The organism is Sphingopyxis sp. GC21, assembly GCF_025727575.1.
GTDB lineage: Bacteria > Pseudomonadota > Alphaproteobacteria > Sphingomonadales > Sphingomonadaceae > Sphingopyxis > Sphingopyxis terrae_A.
Window position 1 is genome coordinate 3,585,363 of record NZ_CP095845.1, and the last position, 16,919, is coordinate 3,602,281.

At 59.9% G+C, this 16,919-nt stretch carries 11 protein-coding genes and 1 pseudogene; 3 read left to right on the top strand and 9 right to left on the bottom strand.

All coding sequences use genetic code 11. The annotated features are described in order from the left end of the window. Positions 1-96: 96 nt before the first annotated feature. The 5 genes from MU856_RS17350 to MU856_RS17370 all read right to left on the bottom strand — a co-directional run bounded on the left by MU856_RS17350 (position 97) and on the right by MU856_RS17370 (position 9,575). Positions 97-1,371 (bottom strand): HEPN/Toprim-associated domain-containing protein, encoded by a 1,275-nt coding sequence (locus tag MU856_RS17350; RefSeq protein ID WP_263588066.1) that lies wholly within the window; start codon positions 1,369-1,371, stop codon positions 97-99. Next, on the bottom strand, positions 1,371-1,931 hold the full coding sequence (locus MU856_RS17355) for a SprT-like domain-containing protein (RefSeq protein WP_263588067.1): 561 nt from the start codon (positions 1,929-1,931) through the stop codon (positions 1,371-1,373). The genes MU856_RS17350 and MU856_RS17355 overlap by 1 nt, the downstream gene beginning before the upstream one ends. Positions 1,932-2,140: 209 nt before the next feature. Further along, the gene (locus MU856_RS17360) at positions 2,141-6,241 is read right to left on the bottom strand and encodes a hypothetical protein (RefSeq protein WP_263588068.1); all 4,101 of its coding nucleotides are present in this window, start codon (positions 6,239-6,241) and stop codon (positions 2,141-2,143) included. A 233-nt stretch (positions 6,242-6,474) separates the two neighbouring features. Further along, complete coding sequence (locus MU856_RS17365; protein ID WP_263588069.1) at positions 6,475-7,170, bottom strand: hypothetical protein; 696 nt, start codon at positions 7,168-7,170, stop codon at positions 6,475-6,477. A 140-nt stretch (positions 7,171-7,310) separates the two neighbouring features. After that, positions 7,311-9,575 carry a hypothetical protein gene (locus MU856_RS17370; RefSeq protein WP_263588070.1) on the bottom strand — a complete coding sequence of 755 codons (2,265 nt, stop codon included), beginning with the start codon at positions 9,573-9,575 and terminating at the stop codon, positions 7,311-7,313. A gap of 129 nt (positions 9,576-9,704) precedes the next feature. On the opposite strand from MU856_RS17370, the gene MU856_RS17375 reads away from it, so the two are divergent. Both MU856_RS17375 and MU856_RS17380 read left to right on the top strand, forming a co-directional pair. Further along, positions 9,705-11,351, top strand: coding sequence for a hypothetical protein (locus MU856_RS17375; RefSeq protein ID WP_263588071.1), 1,647 nt, complete (start codon positions 9,705-9,707; stop codon positions 11,349-11,351). Between the two features lie 141 nt (positions 11,352-11,492). After that, on the top strand, positions 11,493-12,860 hold the full coding sequence (locus MU856_RS17380) for a hypothetical protein (protein WP_263588072.1): 1,368 nt from the start codon (positions 11,493-11,495) through the stop codon (positions 12,858-12,860). A 25-nt stretch (positions 12,861-12,885) separates the two neighbouring features. Here the strand turns inward: MU856_RS17380 and MU856_RS17385 are convergent, their stop codons facing one another. Both MU856_RS17385 and MU856_RS17390 read right to left on the bottom strand, forming a co-directional pair. Then, positions 12,886-14,082 (bottom strand): PD-(D/E)XK nuclease family protein, encoded by a 1,197-nt coding sequence (locus MU856_RS17385; RefSeq protein ID WP_263588073.1) that lies wholly within the window; start codon positions 14,080-14,082, stop codon positions 12,886-12,888. Continuing rightward, a pseudogene (locus tag MU856_RS17390) lies at positions 14,052-14,833 on the bottom strand (IS5 family transposase). Before MU856_RS17390 ends, MU856_RS17385 begins: the two are co-directional and overlap by 31 nt. A gap of 189 nt (positions 14,834-15,022) precedes the next feature. On the opposite strand from MU856_RS17390, the gene MU856_RS17400 reads away from it, so the two are divergent. Further along, positions 15,023-15,508 carry a hypothetical protein gene (locus MU856_RS17400; RefSeq protein ID WP_263588075.1) on the top strand — a complete coding sequence of 162 codons (486 nt, stop codon included), beginning with the start codon at positions 15,023-15,025 and terminating at the stop codon, positions 15,506-15,508. Positions 15,509-15,693: 185 nt separating this feature from the next. Here the strand turns inward: MU856_RS17400 and MU856_RS17405 are convergent, their stop codons facing one another. Both MU856_RS17405 and MU856_RS17410 read right to left on the bottom strand, forming a co-directional pair. Next, the gene (locus MU856_RS17405) at positions 15,694-15,966 is read right to left on the bottom strand and encodes a hypothetical protein (RefSeq protein WP_263588076.1); all 273 of its coding nucleotides are present in this window, start codon (positions 15,964-15,966) and stop codon (positions 15,694-15,696) included. A gap of 163 nt (positions 15,967-16,129) precedes the next feature. Next, a complete protein-coding gene (locus tag MU856_RS17410; RefSeq protein ID WP_263588077.1) occupies positions 16,130-16,777 on the bottom strand; it encodes a MobA/MobL family protein in 648 nt (215 codons plus the stop codon). Between the last annotated feature and the right edge of the window lie 142 nt (positions 16,778-16,919).

Sequence of the window (16,919 nt, forward strand, 5' to 3'; positions counted from 1 at the left end):
GATCGCCTGAAAGCCGACGTTTGTCAGCCAAATCTCTGTTAGTTTGGTTTCTTGCTTGAGATTTTCGGTATCAAGCCACTCACATGCTACTTTGCACTACGCTACAGACGAAACCAGTGAGGCCTCCTTGATCAGCGCGTCGAGGAGCTTGAGAAGCTTCGAAACGTCATAGCTCGCCGACAGCAACGCCTCAGGAGACTGATCATAGAAGTGGCGCTGATAGGACTCCTTGAACTCAAGAGCACCGTGCCACGCCTCAATGTCCTTTTTGAAATTGCTCCATAGAACTTGCGCGGGACCGTAGGAGGGGAGGTTGAGATCGAGATAGCACTCGATCGCGGCCGCCCGGCCGTTAATATCTGAAATGCCGACGCCTTCCGGTCCGCGTGTCGGAAAGCTTCGAAAGTCGTCTAGGTCTGGCAGAAGCATGGAGCGCATGTTGCCCGGCAGCTTGAGCGCGTTCAGTTTCCGGTAGGCGTCCACCCCTTCAGCATCGTTGTCAAAAAGGAATAGCACTTTGTTCTGTACGTCGATGCGAAGCAGACCCTCGGCGAATTTCACGAGATTGCCTGTGCCCCAGAAGTGATGCCGTTCATCTACATCGACGAAATTAAAGAAGTCCGAAACATCAGGGCGAAGGATTTCGAGCGCACGCTTGATGATACGCGCATCCGATGCGCCTTCCGTCGCGATCAGGATTTTCTGCATCCTGCGTGCGCCCGGCTCGAAATTCTCTCGGCTCGCCCAGCCTGCTACGACCAGCGGGCCAAACTCCCATTTCACCTCTGCGTCGAGATTGTCTGGATTCAGCGCAAAGACATGGAGCATGGACTCAGGACTTAGAATCGCGAGCTTAGCAGCGATAAAGCTCGATTCCGACCAGAAGCTGTCGGAGTTGTCAGTCCAAGGGAGGCGGTCGAAATCCTTATCCGCCGCGAGCCTGCCTTTCGCTTTTTCTTTATCGTGAAACTCTGTTCCGCCGCCAAGGCTTGAAAGCGGATAACGCCGAATCAGAGCGCAGTATTCTTCGAAGGTTAGGAAATCAGTTTCATCGGGCGGCTCGCCATAGGACGCAAACTCTCGCGCTTCTGCGATGATTGCCTCGTATTCAAAGCGCGCGCTTTCGATACTGGAACCGAAGAGAAAAAGGCGGGGGAGCACACGCGATAAGGGCCTGACGAAGGCGGCCTCATGCACAACCAGCTCGTCTTTTTCTTCCGGGTGCTCCTCGTAATAGTCGTAGTTGATCGCGTCCGATTTACGGCGCGTCTCATCTCCCCGTTGGAACAGATATCCGAAGTCCATGCCCATGTGGTTTTTGGCGTAGGAGATAGATACATCGCCGACCTCCAGTTCGATCGCAGTTCCCATCAGGCGGCTGGCTCCTTGCGAGGCGGGACGGCCCACTTCATCTCGCCGGTGTCAGGATCGCGCCAAGAATTGAATCCGGAGGGGTAATCATTCCCGACTATTTCGAAAATACGGGCGATCTCGCTTGTCGTGATGAAGCTGAGACGGGTTTTCTTGTCACGGTCGCTGGTGAAGAAAGCGCCGTGCCCATCATCATGTCCAGATAATACGAAGATGAAGCTGTGAACCATCTGATGCGCAACGTAGAGAAGATCACGCTGCTCGGAGCGACCAACTTCCAGATCATACAGCTCCCAGAACTCGCTGCGATTATACCAGTCAACCAGTGGCTGCCCTGTGCGCTTGGGGTAACACTTTAAGGAGACCTGCAAATCGCGGGTTTCTGGGCCGACCTTCCCCGTGGCTTCGAGCAATTTGCGAACGGTATAGAAGCCGATGAAAATCTCCCGCTCAATCCGGGCGAACTGCGCGTCCGTGATGTTCTCTTTATCCATGTACTTTCGGATGAAATTGGCACCAGTCAGGAGTGGCCTTTTCCAGTAGTAGCTTTCTGTTATCATGCCCGAACAATAGCAAGGGACTGCGCGGGTGTCAGTGGCCGCTAGCGGAACGCGATGCAGCGCCAACGAGGCGTACCAGGCGTGGCAGAAATTGAGGCGCGCGCTGCGAGTCATCGGTGCTCGGGCGCAGTATGGCTAGGTCGAATGCGAGAGGAAGATAATTGCGCGGTAATCGCGGTACGAAGCAGCTTTTCCGTGCCGCGGCGCTTTTACGATGCTGTGTGCGGGCGGCGGTCGTCGGTCCGGTCGCGCATGTCGGCGAGCATTGCGCGGATACCGGGCGCGAGGTTGACTGACACTGCCGACAGCACCGCGAGTAGCACGTTCGCAGCGTAGGATCCGGGCCTGTGATCGGCGGTGAGCGCGGTTTCGATTTCGGGAATTGTCGCGGCGGGGAGCCGAAGCAGCGCTCGGCGCTCGTCCAAGACATGGCGCCAGTCCGACCGCACACGCGACGCGAGCGCCGCGAGAGCGACCGCCCGGTGGTGCGAGCCGTTCGCCCACTCGAGTACCCGCAAATGGGCGACGAACAACTGCTCAAGCGTCAGCGTCTTGTGCGCCGCGAGGCGGGCGATGCTCTCGGCCGCCGCCGAACCGAGGTCGGTTGCCTCGGCGGGCGGCGTGTCGGACCATTCGGGCAGGAGATCCGCCTCGGCCACCTCGTGGACGACGCCGCGAACCATACCGAGGGAATGGGGTTGCGCGAGCCCGCCTTTCAGTGAAACCGCGCCATAGGCGAGCGCGGAATCGCGGAGCGAACTGCGAACGAGATCGTCGGCCAGCTTGTCCGCCGTCAGCGTGGGTAGGGTGCCGGGAACAGCGTTCACCGGATCGGGTGGGTTCTGCTGCCAATCGCTTTCCGCGATATACTGGATCCCCTCGACATGCGGGACGAGGAAGCGCGAGAAGTCGTCGATCGACTGACGTTCGATCCCGTAATTGAGAAGGTCGGTCCGGATCATCACGTCGTGCGCGGGATAGCGCCTGCTGTCGGCGACCCCCGCCCAGTCCAGCACTTCGGCGGGCGGCACGCCTGCACGCAGCGCAGCGCGCGCTAGCATCATCCACGCGGGCGCGAGCCGGCTGAGCGGCTGCGCCGCGAGCCCCGGGTTGGGCGAGGGGTTACTGATCGCGCCAGGCACGAAGAGCACCGGCCCGTCGTCGATGCGGATATCCTCATCCTGAGCCCGCATCCAAAGGACGAGGTGGCGTGAGAGGAGGTGCAACGCGCGCGCCGTCTCACTCATGGCCGGATCGATCGTTTCAAGGCGCTCGAGCACGCCCGCCATCGCACGCACTGCGCCCGCCCGGTCGCCCGCGGCAAAGGCCGCCCAGACCGCGTCGGCTGCCAGCCCCGTCGCGAACACGTCGCTCGCCGACCGGGTCTCGCGTGCGCGGTGCTCCGCCGCCTCGAACCAGCGCCGCGCCTGGTCGTAGAGTTCAAGCTCGCCCGCGCTCATCGCACCCTCGCGCAACACGAACGCCGCCTCGATCGCCTCGACATCGTCGAGGCGTCCCGTGAGCTCCTTCGTGATCGCGACCACTTTCGGGTGATCGTCGGCCCGCCACGCGACCTTCGCGCGCGAACGCAAGATCTCGAAGCTTCCGGGAAGCTTGGCCCCGGCGGCGTCCAGTGCGGCGTCGGCGCCTGCCCGGTCGCCCGCATATTCGTCGAGCATCACGGATTGCGCGCGGAACAGCTTGCCCGCGAGCGCCGGCTCGCCCCATCCGATCGCCATGTCGGCGAGCCGCTCGAGCTCAGCGGCTTCACCGGTGCCATCGACGTCGCCCTTTTCCACTTCCTTCATCCACGCATTGTCGACGAACATCGAGGTCGCGCCTGGCTGCGTACTGAGCGATGCGAGCCAATAGCGCCGTTCGTCGGGCGCCAGCCCGTCGAGATTGCCGAAAAGGTCCGAAAGCGCAGGGCGGCCGGGCAGATACACCGCATGCGCGAGGAACATGAACTGGATCGGATCGCGCTCGAGTTTGGTCTCGAACAGATGCGCATAAGAGGCTTTTGCTTCGGCGATGGTCCGGAAACGCCGGAGGAGGGGGAACCAGTCGCGGATCTTGCCGAAGGCATAGCCGTCCATCAGCATTTTCATGAAGACGATGCCTGCGGCCGCCTCTTCGGCCTCGGGCCTGGCATCGGGCGACTTGGTCGCGGCGTCGAGGCGCTCGACCAACCGCTCCGCCGACCGGTCGACGTCGTCGGCCGACCCGATCGAGCTCAGCAGCAGGTGCTGTGCGAGCAGGAGCAGCAGCCGCTGCAACGGATATTCGTCGAGGAAGCCGAGACCCGCATCGGCGCGGCGGAACAAGGTCATCGCGCTCGCAAGCTTCGGCCGGTTTTCGTCCGTCGACGTGATCACCATCTGCACGATCATGTTCACGACGCCGCCGTTTTGCGCGAAGATCGCGTGCGCGAAGGCGAGGTCGATCAGGTCGGGCGAGATCGCTGTGCGTTTCAGGAGATGCGCGCAGATCGCCTCGTCGATCGCCTTCAGCTCGTCCGCAGAAAATGTCTCGCGGTCGAGCCCCGACACCAGCGGCGACGTGCGCAGGCCGCGGCTTCCGACCCGTTCGATCCAGTGGCCGGTCAGCTGGTCGAGCGAAAGGCCGATGCGTTCGAGCGCTGGCATCGCTTCGCCGACCGCGACCGCAAGCGGGCGGTCGAAGGTGCCGATGATCCGGGCGGTGCGGGCGAGAAGCGGAAGCGTGTCGCCCGTGAGTTCCGCGAGCAGGCGCCGCCGCGCCGCTTCGCGTTCGGCCTCGACGTCGCTGTTCCGCATTCCGGCCTCGGCCCATTCCTCCATCGCGGAATCGGGCCAGCCGCGCCGTTCGAGCCCCGCGATCGCCGCATCGACGAGCTGGGGATGCGCGCCGCCGACGAGCAGCGCGAACCACGCCCATTTGGCGGGATCGCCGCGATAGGCCGCGACGAGCTCGGCGGCGTCGCTCTCGTCGAACGAGGGGGCGGCGAACACCGCCGCGTCTACCGCGCCGGTCGCGCGCGCGATGCGGTGCGACGGCGGATGGTTGCTCGTGACGAGGAGCGGCGTGTCCCGGCGCGCCAGCGTCGCCGCCAGCGCCGAGAGCTCGGATAGGATCTCGGCCTCGAGATCGGGCGACAAGTCGTCGACCACCAGCCCGACGATGTCGGGCGCGGCAAGGATATGCGCGCGCGCGGCGGCCAGCCGCTCGCGGGCCACCGGGCCCGACGCGCCGCGCAGATCGAGAACCCGCCACGCGCTGCCACGCCGCGCGGCGGCGAGTTCGGCGAGGATCGATTTGCCGAGCCCGGTCGAGCCGTGAATCCATGCGACGCCATGTTCGGCCGCAATCGCGCCGATCGCATCGACCGCCACGCTACGCGGCGCGAAGGGACCCTGCGGCGGCGCGGCCGCCCGCCAGACCCCGGTCGCGTCGAGATCGATGCCGCGCGCCGTGAGGCCGCCCGCACCGATTGCCATGCGCGAGGGCACGCGTATGGTGATGAGGTCGAAGAGCTGCTGGATAAGGTCGCCGCGCGTGAGCCGGCGGTCCGCGCTTTCGATGACCGTGTCGAGAACGCGGACGAGAAGATGGTCTGCGGCGCGGGCCGCAAGCTCGGGCGTACCGCCGAGCTCATAGCCGAGCTCGACCAGCGCGGCGCGGTTGTCCGCCTCGACGCCCGCGATGTCGGGCGCGCCGCACACGAAACGGATCGGCGCGATCAGCGTTTCGCACAGTTCGTCGTCGCTGGCGTCGGCCAGCAGTGCAGCGATCCCTGCATGGTCCGCAAGCCGCTCCTTCAGCGCGGCGCGAAGCTCGTCCACCGGGCCGCCGCGCGCCGCGGTCGCCCAGACTTCGAGTCCTGGGGTCCCCGAAGGCAGCGGCGCACGCCGCTCCTTGCCGATCGGCGAGGTAGTCAGAAAGGCGAACCGGACCTTGCGGCCTTCATTGGCCTCGCGCAGCGACCAGAAGTTCGCGATCGCCTCGAGGACATCGGCGGAGTTTAGTGTGACGCTGCCGGACTCGCGCTTGTCCTTGACTTGCGTCGCGGCCAGCACCTCCTCAAGCGTGGCGGGATCGCGCGCGATCGCGGCATAATCCTCGGCGACCTCCAGATGTAGCGTCGCGCCTTCGGGCAGCGCGATCCATGCGGCCAGGCTCTGGTGCAACTGATAGGAATAGCCGCGCAGCGACGCGATCGCCTGCCTCTTGGCCTCTTCGGCCGCGAGTACCCATTCCGCCCCCCGGCACTGATCAGCGACGAAATATTCTGCCCCATCGGGCCGCCCTAGCCGATGATCCGGGCGGCGCAAAGGCGGACGCCCAGGCGCTCGCCATCTCGCTCGGAAACGGACCGGATGGCCCGCAATTGGGGCGCCTCGCCGACTCCTCCCTGTTAGGGTACGGCGATGAAGAGCGATATCGACCATCTTCCGCCGTACAAGCAGAGCGAGATCGAGCACGTTGTGGGCGTCGCCGAGACATCTACACCGAACATCTGGCAAAGCGGGAAGAGAACGGGCGCTGCGCGTAACTGCCTGCCGCTTCAGGATGCGGGCTCGGCTGCTTCCTTCGCCGTATAATAATCTTCAACCGCTTTGGCGAAGTCCGGAAGCGCTTGGCCCAGCATGTCGTGGTAGCCCAGGAATAGGCCAATCGAGCCCACAAGTCGGCCGATGATCGTTCCGCGCTGCGTTTCGCGGGACCGGCCGCCTCTCGCGAAGTTTATGACCATCTTCTCCTTGTCGATGATCCCGAACGCGCCGAACGCGCCCGACCAGTTCGGATGCGCGATCTCGCTGAGCGCCGCATAATGCTCTTCGAAATATCCCGGGATCACCTTGCTGACTTCGCGAAGCATGTCGTTGACATGAATAGCCCCGCCCAGCTCCTCCCAGAGTTTTGAGCCGGTCAGAAAACCAGTAAGTTTCTCTTCAAGGGAGGGAGAGCATCCTTGGCTGACCGCCCGGGTCACCAGCTTGTGCAGAAAGACGAGCGCTGCCGTCGTTTCCATCACCGCGCGCGTCAACAGCGCGGCGGTGACGAAATCGCCCGCCTCGAGCGCAACCAAGGCATTCCTTCCCAATTCTTCCGCGCGCCAGATCAGGCTTCCGCGGAGCATCTCGACCTTGCCGGGCGCCTTGTACCGCTTGTGCAGAGCAAGAAGGTCGATCGCCGTTGGCAGTTTATCCGCCAATCGCGCGAGGTCAGCCTGCAGTTCGGCAAGTTTCTTGTCTGACATTCCGCTACTCCGTGCGAACGGTTCATGCCCAAATGGGGTGGCGATCAAGGCGTAGCAGAGTCATCGGACCAAAGGCAGCCGCCGTTGCAGCGGTAGCGGTCTTGGCGAGGCGTAGACGGCTCGACAATGGGGCGCTCCTTTCAAAGGTTCTGCGCTTTCTCCTTCAGCCAATCTGCCTTTTCTCGGATGGCACCAAAATCGCTTTGCAGCGGGGAGGGTGATGAAATGATTGCGCAGGACATTTGGCTGATTGTTCCAGGTTTGTCGTAAAAGAGCGTAAGCACCCGGATCTGAGATGCGTCCAGGGAGAGACAGGCGGCCTGAGCGCCGAACCTGAACTCTATCGGGTCCGGCGGGTGTCCAATCCTGCACAGCCACACTTGTAGAGGCTCCTCCGTATCCATCATGAACCGGCGTTGGGTTTTCTCGTGCAAAGTCGATTCAAGGTCCGAAATTAAACTGGAGATTCTATCCCGGGCATCTCCACCGAGGTCACGAAGCGCATTGTCCATCGCTAGCCATCCGGTCGGTTTCAGAGCATCAAGCGCGGCCAAGACCCGTGCGAGAGTGGTAGGAATTGACTGGGACGGAACCGGCTTGGCCTCCCAGTCGGGACCTTCGAAGTATCGATCGACGACCTCGCAAAACGCGTCCAACGTCATCCGGTCAGCCTCGGCCATCGCTTCCCGAATATCAATATCGATGCGATTGCGGGAGATATATGCGCCGAGGTGATCTACTTCGTCGAACAGCATGGCGCTCGGTATCCCGGCGACGGCTTGGCGCACCTTGAGATAGTGCAACAAATGGCCCGCGGTGGGGAGGAAACGGTTCAGGACGAAGAGATCATCGACCGACATTGAGACAAAGGGAAAGTTGCCTAGAATGGGTGCCACCTCAGGCAGCTCTTTGGCCGCAGCGGAGAAGGGCGTGAAAGCCTCGATCGTTAGGCCGATCGGGAGGATGGAACGATAGTCGGTCCGCTTGAGTCTACCGATCTCGGTGTAGACGCCATCGGCGAGCCGATAAATCGGCACCTCTGCTGCGCTGTTTAGATATTCGATGAACCGTTGGCACTGACGATAAGCCTTGACCACCAAATCCTGGATTGCGCGCTCATGGGCTTTGAAGTTCGTAGCCGGCGAATGCATTGGCATCGTTCCCGCCTTTGCCTCGACTACGAGCAAGCAATCTTCCACCGCTATGAGCAGGTCGGTCTCAGCCCAGTTTCCGCTCTCGACGTCGCGATAGTACACGGATGAATGGAGGATCGCGCCGGTAAGCTGCTTCGAGAAGATGACCGGAAACGCTTCTTCCGCGATCGCCCCTTGGCGCTTGAGCCACTCGTCACGGTATGGAAGCCGCTCGCAAACTCCCCTTTGGATTGCCCTGTAGGCGGCGTCGCGAACGAACTGCGGCTCAGGCGCATAGTACTCATCTCCGAGCTTGACTCCCGGCTTGATACGCGCGGGAAGTGTGCGCATTGGCGTCCCGCGAAACGCCCCCTCTTCGAAGAATTCGGTGTTTTCACCGGGCAGGAAGCAAAGGTCTTCGAGCAACGGCTGCGTCATTTCGGTGTGCCGGCTGAGATTGCTCGTTCCGCCATAGAGCATGTCTTTCATCAAATCGGCAGTGCTGGACATGAAAGTATCGTCGGCAACGGCCAACGCTTTCATGACTGTCTCAAGGTCGTCGCCCGTCTCATCGACAAGTGCGTTGACTTGGTCGAAGCGCTGCATCATCCCCTCGGCGGCATTGCTGAATCCGGTCCGCATACTATCGGCGATGCCCTGAATCGAGGCTGCTACTTGGCCGGAATTCATCCCATAAGCCGAGCGGAGTGCCGCGTCGTGTGGACGGAGCGCATACCGAAAAAACTCTTCTTCGAGCACTTGGTAGCGATGACCTCGGATCAGGCTCCAGCTCGACTTGGCGTGAAACTGCATCTCCGCCAAATTTGGACGCTCCGGATCACGTGATGCAGCCGAACTCGCCATGCAATACAGCATCGTGGTTTTGCTGAGCCGCTCAAAGGCTTCTAGCAGTTTCGCTGCGTTCTCCTCGTTGAGCCGAGTATTCTCGGCCGGCAAGTCGGGTTCGCTGCTCCAGACGGCATGGGCGTATTCGAGCGCTAGCTGATGCTGCTGAAGGGTTTGGGAGTTGAGACGAGGGGGCTCTTCAGATTCGGAAACTTCGTACATCAGTGCGATATGAGTTTGCCCCAATAAGTAGCCGAGTAAAGCCACCGGCGGCTGTGAAGCAATCAGCTCGCGGATTTCTTCGGCGATCTCTTCCATTTGCGATTGAAGCACAGTTGCGTGGGCTGCGAGCTTCTCGCTGGGGTCGGCTGCGTCCATAGCCAGCATATCAGCGAGGTTGGCATTTCCTGTGTCATCGTCGCCCATGATTTTCTTTCATCCCCCAATTGGTGAGACAATAACTAGCAGCTACGCATCCACCAAGCACACCCGCCTCCAATTTTCCATCGACCGGAAGGCTTTGTGGCGTGCTTGGCTGTGGGCTAGAAGTGACCGATGCGCTTTTCACGACATTTGGAAATTGGGCAGTTTTTAGCCGAGCTCAAAGAACTCAAAGTCCTGGCAATTCCGCCAAATGACAGTGTACTTGAAAGGCTGGAGCGGCAACGAATTTTAATTCCACTGCTGCGATTACGCTATCCCGATCCCATCGAACGGCGGTGGTATGCGATGGAGCGGCCGGGCTACCGCCGACCGAAGCCGACGGGGCCGAAGGAACCAAACGGTCCGCGCTGGAAGGCGGCCTGCGCCCTAGAACGGGCTCGCCAGAAGCAAGACCAAAAGTGGGGATGCGATCCGTTGACCGAGCGCAATCCGCTGGACAGCCCTAACAAGGAATGGCGGCAGTTTATTCAGTATCCTGCAAGACGAAAGTTCGTGCCTTGGACGAGTTTTCGCGTTCGTGTAGATGCAAAGCGCGGCGGTCCGCTTTGGCACAACCGTACAGTGGTCACTTATTACAGCACGTGGCAATTACTACTTTTCCTCGAATGCCACGACATGGGTACACGATTCTTCGGCAATACGGAGAATTGGGATTGGCGTTCAGGACAAATCCCAGAATCCTGGACCGGAGGCGGGATCCATTTTGAACCGATTCGTTCACTGCAGTCATTTCGAAAATTCGAAAAAGTGCTGGATGCGATCGTTTGGTTTGCGGAAGAAGACGCGAAGAACGATCATTATGTTCTGATGCGATCGGGATGGCAGGGCAGACGCCAGATCGATGAGGCGGAACACGCAGAAATGGAGGCGAGATCGATCGAACTGGCAAAGCGGTGCCGGGCGCGCTTTAGGGTTAGCTATCCACAGGTCATTGAGGTTATTCGGTTCCTCTGTGGACGCTGGGGCGACTGGGAGCGCATAGGTTATCAAAATCACAAGAAGGCCTATCGGACCTTCATTGGTAAGTCCGTCACGCTTGCGCGCTATCTGAAGGACGTTCCGCCTCAACAGTTGTTTGAGGACGTTGGTCGCGTAACTGGACATTTCAAGCCGACCTTGCGGGTGATCTTCCAGGACTGGGCGACCGAATGGCGGGAAGATGCGGAACGGTTGATCATCAGCTTTTCGCGGCCCGACGCGATTCTGAAGGCTGGCTTCACCAGGGAGCAGGCGAACGCATTTCTGGACTTTGTTGAGGGCCACGACCTTTACGAATTCTATTGGCGTTGGCGATCCCTCAACGAACGGGCGTTTTCGGGTGACTCTCGGCACTTGGCAGGCCTTAAAAGTGATATCCAAGGCATGGCATTGAGCGTCGAACACCTCGTCCACGCAATGCTGGTCGGCAATGTTCAATTCCCAAAAACCCAGTTGTACGAAAAATTCAAACAGATCTGGCCAGTCGCCACTCCAGTTGGAAAGCTGCTGAAAGCCGACGAGTACCGAAAGATTTCGCAGCTGCACTCCGCGATCGATCTTGACTGGTTCAACACGAAGCAAGGAGGTCCCCTGCCGGCGCAAATTGCCAGCGATCTCGCTATTTGCCAGGCGATCCGCGGAAACGCTCATCATCAAATCTCGGAACAGAACCAGCTCAAGTTGGAGCGGATGAGCCTGATACTGCTACGCGGAGTAATGTATGCATTTCTGGAAGCAAAATCCCGCTGGCCGATCGTGAGGCTTACACAAACCCATTAACCGGCTCGAATGGAAGTTTTTTGACCTGCCCGATATTGGATTGGCTGGCGCGACATCGCGCGGCGGAATTTTCTGCGATGGATGAGGCGGCAAAATTGAGTTGCTCAGCTATGCTGAGACGACGGCAAAGAGGGGGCGGCGTTGCAAAAAGCGCGAGACATTATCGAGCAGATCTTGAAGGAGTTGCTGTCGATCCAAGTCGTGCCCGTTTCCAAAAGCGGTAGCGGCGAGGTACCTGAAATACCGGGATGGATCAGCGCGGGCAACGGCGATTCGCTCATCATCAACCGGGCTATCAGCGAGCTGATTTTAGAGCTTGCAGGACTTTTGCTCACAGCGCGGCCACAACTCGCAAACGCCATATCGGGCAAGGATTGGGGCTCGATCGTTCAGCGCGTGATTGGGCCTATCTTGGCCGAGATCGATCTCGATTTGCCGCTGGCCGTGAGCGCGCGGGATGCTCTCACCGCGCTAAACGGCGAACTCGACCAAACGAAATGGAATTTTGACAAACGGACCTTCCTTTTTGGCTGTTCGCTCATCGAGCACCATGAGATCTCGCCCTTCACCGTCGGCCCGGTCACGATTAGCCGCCGGAATATATGGCTCGACGCCGCGTTGGCCGAGGGCCGCATAACGCCCGTCACTCATCGCCGCTTGACTGCGCGTTGGTCGGGCAAAAAAGTTCGGCGCCGCAAAGGATCGGTCGATAGCGTCAACGAATCCGACATCTTTGAGACAGTAGGCGAAGCGCCCTTCATCTGTTCGGTCCAAACCGATGGTCTGTTTGGCAGTTTTGCGAAGGAAAAGGCGCTTCTCGCCGCACGCATCGCCGTCGTGGGTGTGGCGCTCATGTGGGTGAGCCCAAGACGCGCGCTTCGGGATATTAACTTCGCTTATGACGGGCCGCCCTACATCGAGACCTATGTTTTCTATCAAGATCGACCTGAATCGCTCGGTGGCAGGCGCCGGGCGCGCTCTTTCCATGGCCTCACCATCTTCAAGGACATCTGGGAGCCGCTCGTCGCCAAACGCGCTGATTGGTGGGCGACCTTGGCGGAGACCATCGAATTTTTGCTCGGCGATCCGGCTGCAGCACGTCGCCCCAAGCTCATGAACAGCTTCGCTCATGCGCTTATCTGGTTTCACGAAGCGTGCCGCGAACCCATGCCCATGATTGCGATTGCCAAATTTATGTCGTGCCTGGATGCACTCGCCTGCGGCAAAGGCGGCGGCGGGATCATGAATTTGATATCCGCGCGCACAGGCGTCGAGCCCACCACACCGATCCGAAAAGACGGCCAACCCTATAAGGTCGTCGTGAACGAGCTTTATTCGCAAGGACGGAGCCGTCTCCTTCATGGCAACAGCGATCGGCTCGGACACGATTGGGAAGATCTGCGCGGCCTTGCCGAAACACTCGCGCGCCGATGTCTCATCCACTGTTTCCACTGGGCTGCTCGCCATAGCGAGAGTGATGATCCGCAGCAGATGTCCGTGCCAGACTGAGGCCGACCCATGGCGGTTGGCGCTGCTAGTTTTCTTCCGCCAAGGCCTTGGCAGCGATATGTTCGACCGTCTCAATGAGTGGGCTGAGCTCAGTCCCCTGAAAGTCAGACCAAGCGAGCGAGGCAGTCAGACTTTGCTGTTCAAAATCGAGCGTTGGTGCAAGACTGGCGGTTAGCAGCTCGCGGTTGAAGAGGGTTGAATGGTGTCGGCCCATCGGTTTGACCAGTCCTTTGAAAAGGTCTGGTCGGCTCATAGCCGCTGTGTAGATTTTGTCGCGCAGCGGCTGATCTAGCGGCCCCATAACAAGGACAAGATGGACGCGCCCGGTCGATGGATGGAGCTTGATTTCGAATAGGAGGCCTCGGCCTGAACGCGTCCAGCTGCTGGTGCTGCAGCGAGCGCCCGCTAATGTTTCATTCCAGCGCGCCGGATAGAAACGGAAAATATTAGCGACTGAGCGATCTTCCTCGAGGCCCTCGACACTTAAGACCCGTGCTTTCAGATCATCCAAAATGCCGTTGGGTTCGGGGCGTGCCTTAAAGACAAAATCAAAGGCTTCGCGGTGGCGCTCATAAAGTCGCAACGCCAAGTCTCTCAATTCCGCGTGGGGCACGACATGTCTCCGGAGCATTTCGACATAATGGGCGAGAAGTAGCTTGGGTTCGGACGCAATCATCTCGTGTCGCGACAGCTCGTCGAACACCTCAGCTAATCGGCGATAGCTGAAGGCGACATAGCCTTCGCAGTCGGGCGTGATGCCGTGCGGCGTTAGAAAGACGAGGAGGCGGCGATAGTCCGGATATCGGCGCTCGACGACCGCGCGGTAGCGCTGAAGCTGACCATCGCTGGCGGCGGCGCCCACCTTGTTCTCGATAAGTACGACAAGCTTCAGTGAGGGGATTTCGATCAGCAAATCGATATTGTCGCGCTCGCGCTGGACGAACGCATCGTCCAAATCGGCAACGGCGAGCTCAAGCGGCCGGATCGGGCGGCTTTCCGGTGTGATATCATCGATGATCGCGCGCAGGACTTTCTGAAGGGCAAGCCCGGCCAAACCGTGCGCGCGGTTTGGCGAAAAGAGGAAGGCGAGGAAGTTGGAATGGCGAAGTTCCGAACGCACGCCGCCCATCGCTTCAAAGAGATTAAAACGGCCAAGCTGTCCGTCGAGATGATGAAATTCGCCATCGTCGACTAGGTCGTGTTGACAAAAGACTTCAGCCATAAGCGCGTAGCGGCGAGGTTGAGGAAGCTCTCGAACGAGAGAAGGGTTTTGTCATAGCGGGTGGCGATGCGTCGTTGCTGTTTGAGCTTGCCGAACATGCGCTCGACGCGGTTGCGGTCCCGGTAGCGGCGATAGTCGGGATGCTCGGGCACCTTGCGGTTCGAACGGGGCGGGATGATCGGCAGGATGCCGCGGACCAGCAGGCTTTCCCGGAAGCGATCACCATCATAGCCCTTGTCCGCCAGCAGCGCCTTGGGCGTGGCGACGGGGATCGCCATCAGCGGTTCGGCGGCGGTATAATCGGAGGCCTCGCCGCCGGTCAGGATGAAGCCGACAGGCAGTCCTTGATTGTCGCAGCGGGCGTGGATTTTGCTCGTAAAGCCGCCGCGTGATCGACCAAGAGCGTTCGCACAAGCCCCCCTTTTCCGCCCGCTGCCGAGACGTGGCCGCGAACGCTGGTGCTGTCGATCATGTGTTGCCAGTCGTCGGTCAGACCCAGGTCGACCAGTGTTTGCAGCAGGGCATCCCAGACACCCTGTTCGGCCCAGCGACGGAAGCGCACATAGACCGAGTTCCATTTGCCGTACCGCTCGTGCATGTCGCGCCAGGGGCAGCCGACCCGCAGCACGTGGAGCATCCCATTGAGGAAGAGCCGGTTATCGCCCGCCGGCCGCGCCCAGCGACCACGCTCAGGCGGCAGCAGCGGCCCGATCAACCCCCACTCCGCGTCCGACAAATCCCCGCGACCCATGACTGCTCCCCAAAAAGCAGTCTTGAATCAGAAGAAGGCCGGTTTGGGAATCCCTTTTGTCAACACGGCCTAGAATAAGTGAAAAAATTTCTGAGTAGCTTGGGAGAATCTTGCGACGATCCTATAACTAAGGGTCGGCGGAATAATGCCTCCGACGAGCTTTGAACATTAGCTCCAAGGAGAATGAGAATGAAGACCAGATTTAATCGAGAAATTGCGATGGATTTCCTGATTTGTCTAAGCAGAATGATAACCCTTAGACGAGAAGTAGACGGGATCCCTTCCAGAGAGGCTGCATTCACTGTTGCTGAAGTAGGGAATGAACATGGTTTTGAGCAGGCGGTAAAAGAAGCCAACAAAGACCTGATTGTGCTTGCCTTCAAGCCCGGGAAGGAACGCCGTGGACCCGCCAATATCGCGGTTTATGAGACCTATGACGGTAAAGTGAAGACGTGGCCTCGATGCTCGGCATGGGTTCTGTCCAGGGAAGGACCGGCTCTGATAGTTCCCAAGGGCGCGGATTTCGGGTTCGCTTATCACGATGCGGCACTTTGTCGGGTATTGGACATCCCGTTAGACTATCGGGCTGATCGGATCAAAATGGCGCGCAAGATCCTGTCACTGATGCCGCAGATCATGGCATGCGATCCCAATCCTTATGTAAGGGTTCATTGATCTCCCTGGGCGCAACGAGAGGTCGCTGGCAAGGCCGCGCTCCCGATTGGAGACGAAATAGGTATCATGGCGCGAGCTAACACCGGCCATCTGATGAACCCCTGATATGGGGCTTGCATAATGATAGATCCGGCTGGCCCAGGGTTCGGCAATTCGATTGCCGACACCTGGGCCAGCAGATTTCCTTAGCGACTAGTCGGATAGAGCGAACGAAACGTCGTCACGCACATCGTGGAGCGCATGGCAGCGCGCAACAACTTGCGATTTACCCACGACGCGGTCCAAGTCGCTGAAACTTGGCGACCGTTAAGCGCTTCCACGATCTGAGTGTTCCTGGCGGCCGACAGTCGGTCGGCAATCCAGACGATTAGCAACGCAAACAGGCGCGGCATTTCGCGCATAAAGACGACTGTCCCGCACACGGCAACGAGCACGATAATTGGTTCGACGCTAAACATTTCTTTTCTCCTCCGATCTTTAGATCACCTGCTGCGCGCCATTTATCCTCTCTTCTTCACGCCTGTAGTCATTGCTTGCAGATCCTCGCAAAGCGCCATGCGGAAACGCGGCATTCGAGAGTGCCGACCCCGGGCGTCGTCGAGGCCCGGCGCCGGCACGATGTCAGCGAGAGATTTGGGACATCGCCGCCGCCATGGCATATTCGGGCGGGACGATTCCGGTCCGTTCCCACCACCGCTCGGCGAGGCGCTTGCGAGAATTGTCCGTCCGCAGCCAGTTCTGGCGAACCTTGCCATAATCGCGGTGCTCCGGGTCATATCCTCGCAAGGTGATGAGGAAATGCGCATGGGGCGCGATTTCGGGCTTATCGTCGCTTTCTGCCTGATGATGGATCGCCCAGTCGACGACCATGCCGCGGGCGACCAGATAATCCTCGGCAAAGCCTTCGATCAGATTGCGCCAGAAGGCGAGGTCCTCATGGCGCGGCAGACTGCCAACGCAATGCGCGATGGTCGGCTCGTCGGGCCGATACCGCGCCGCATTCTCGTCCGCTTGTGCCCACAGCGCGATCCCCGACAGCTTGGGTCCGGCGGCGCGGGCAGGAGCGCATCGGCCCGCCGCCGCAAGGTCGGAGCGCGACTCCCAGTTCGGCGTCGGACCCCATTCATCGATGCTGTTCTGCCGGTTGATGTATGCGTAGCTCGCCTGCGCCGTGCGGTGCGTCCGCAAGAGCTCGGGTGTATAGCGGCTTGACCGGTCCCGGATCACATAACGGGTGTTGAACGGGCGGATGTTGTGGATGGTCGTCATTTGGTACTTCTTTCTACGAATGAAAAGGAGCCGCATCGCTGCGGTCCCCTTGCTGAGTTTGGATGTGATGGAGAAACGGCGAGGCGGCACCGCAGCGGCTACTGGGCGTCGATTCACCGGATATTTAAAGCTGGTCGCTAGA

Bases quoted from the DNA above. Each gene is read 5' to 3' on its own strand.
- MU856_RS17375 (WP_263588071.1), top strand. From the start codon at position 9,705: ATGCGCTTTTCACGACATTTGGAAATTGGGCAGTTTTTAGCCGAGCTC.
- MU856_RS17385 (WP_263588073.1), bottom strand. From the start codon at position 14,082: ATGGCTGAAGTCTTTTGTCAACACGACCTAGTCGACGATGGCGAATTT.
- MU856_RS17400 (WP_263588075.1), top strand. From the start codon at position 15,023: ATGAAGACCAGATTTAATCGAGAAATTGCGATGGATTTCCTGATTTGT.
- MU856_RS17350 (WP_263588066.1), bottom strand. From the start codon at position 1,371: ATGGGAACTGCGATCGAACTGGAGGTCGGCGATGTATCTATCTCCTAC.
- MU856_RS17365 (WP_263588069.1), bottom strand. From the start codon at position 7,170: ATGTCAGACAAGAAACTTGCCGAACTGCAGGCTGACCTCGCGCGATTG.
- MU856_RS17410 (WP_263588077.1), bottom strand. From the start codon at position 16,777: ATGACGACCATCCACAACATCCGCCCGTTCAACACCCGTTATGTGATC.
- MU856_RS17405 (WP_263588076.1), bottom strand. From the start codon at position 15,966: ATGTTTAGCGTCGAACCAATTATCGTGCTCGTTGCCGTGTGCGGGACA.
- MU856_RS17370 (WP_263588070.1), bottom strand. From the start codon at position 9,575: ATGGGCGACGATGACACAGGAAATGCCAACCTCGCTGATATGCTGGCT.
- MU856_RS17355 (WP_263588067.1), bottom strand. From the start codon at position 1,931: ATGATAACAGAAAGCTACTACTGGAAAAGGCCACTCCTGACTGGTGCC.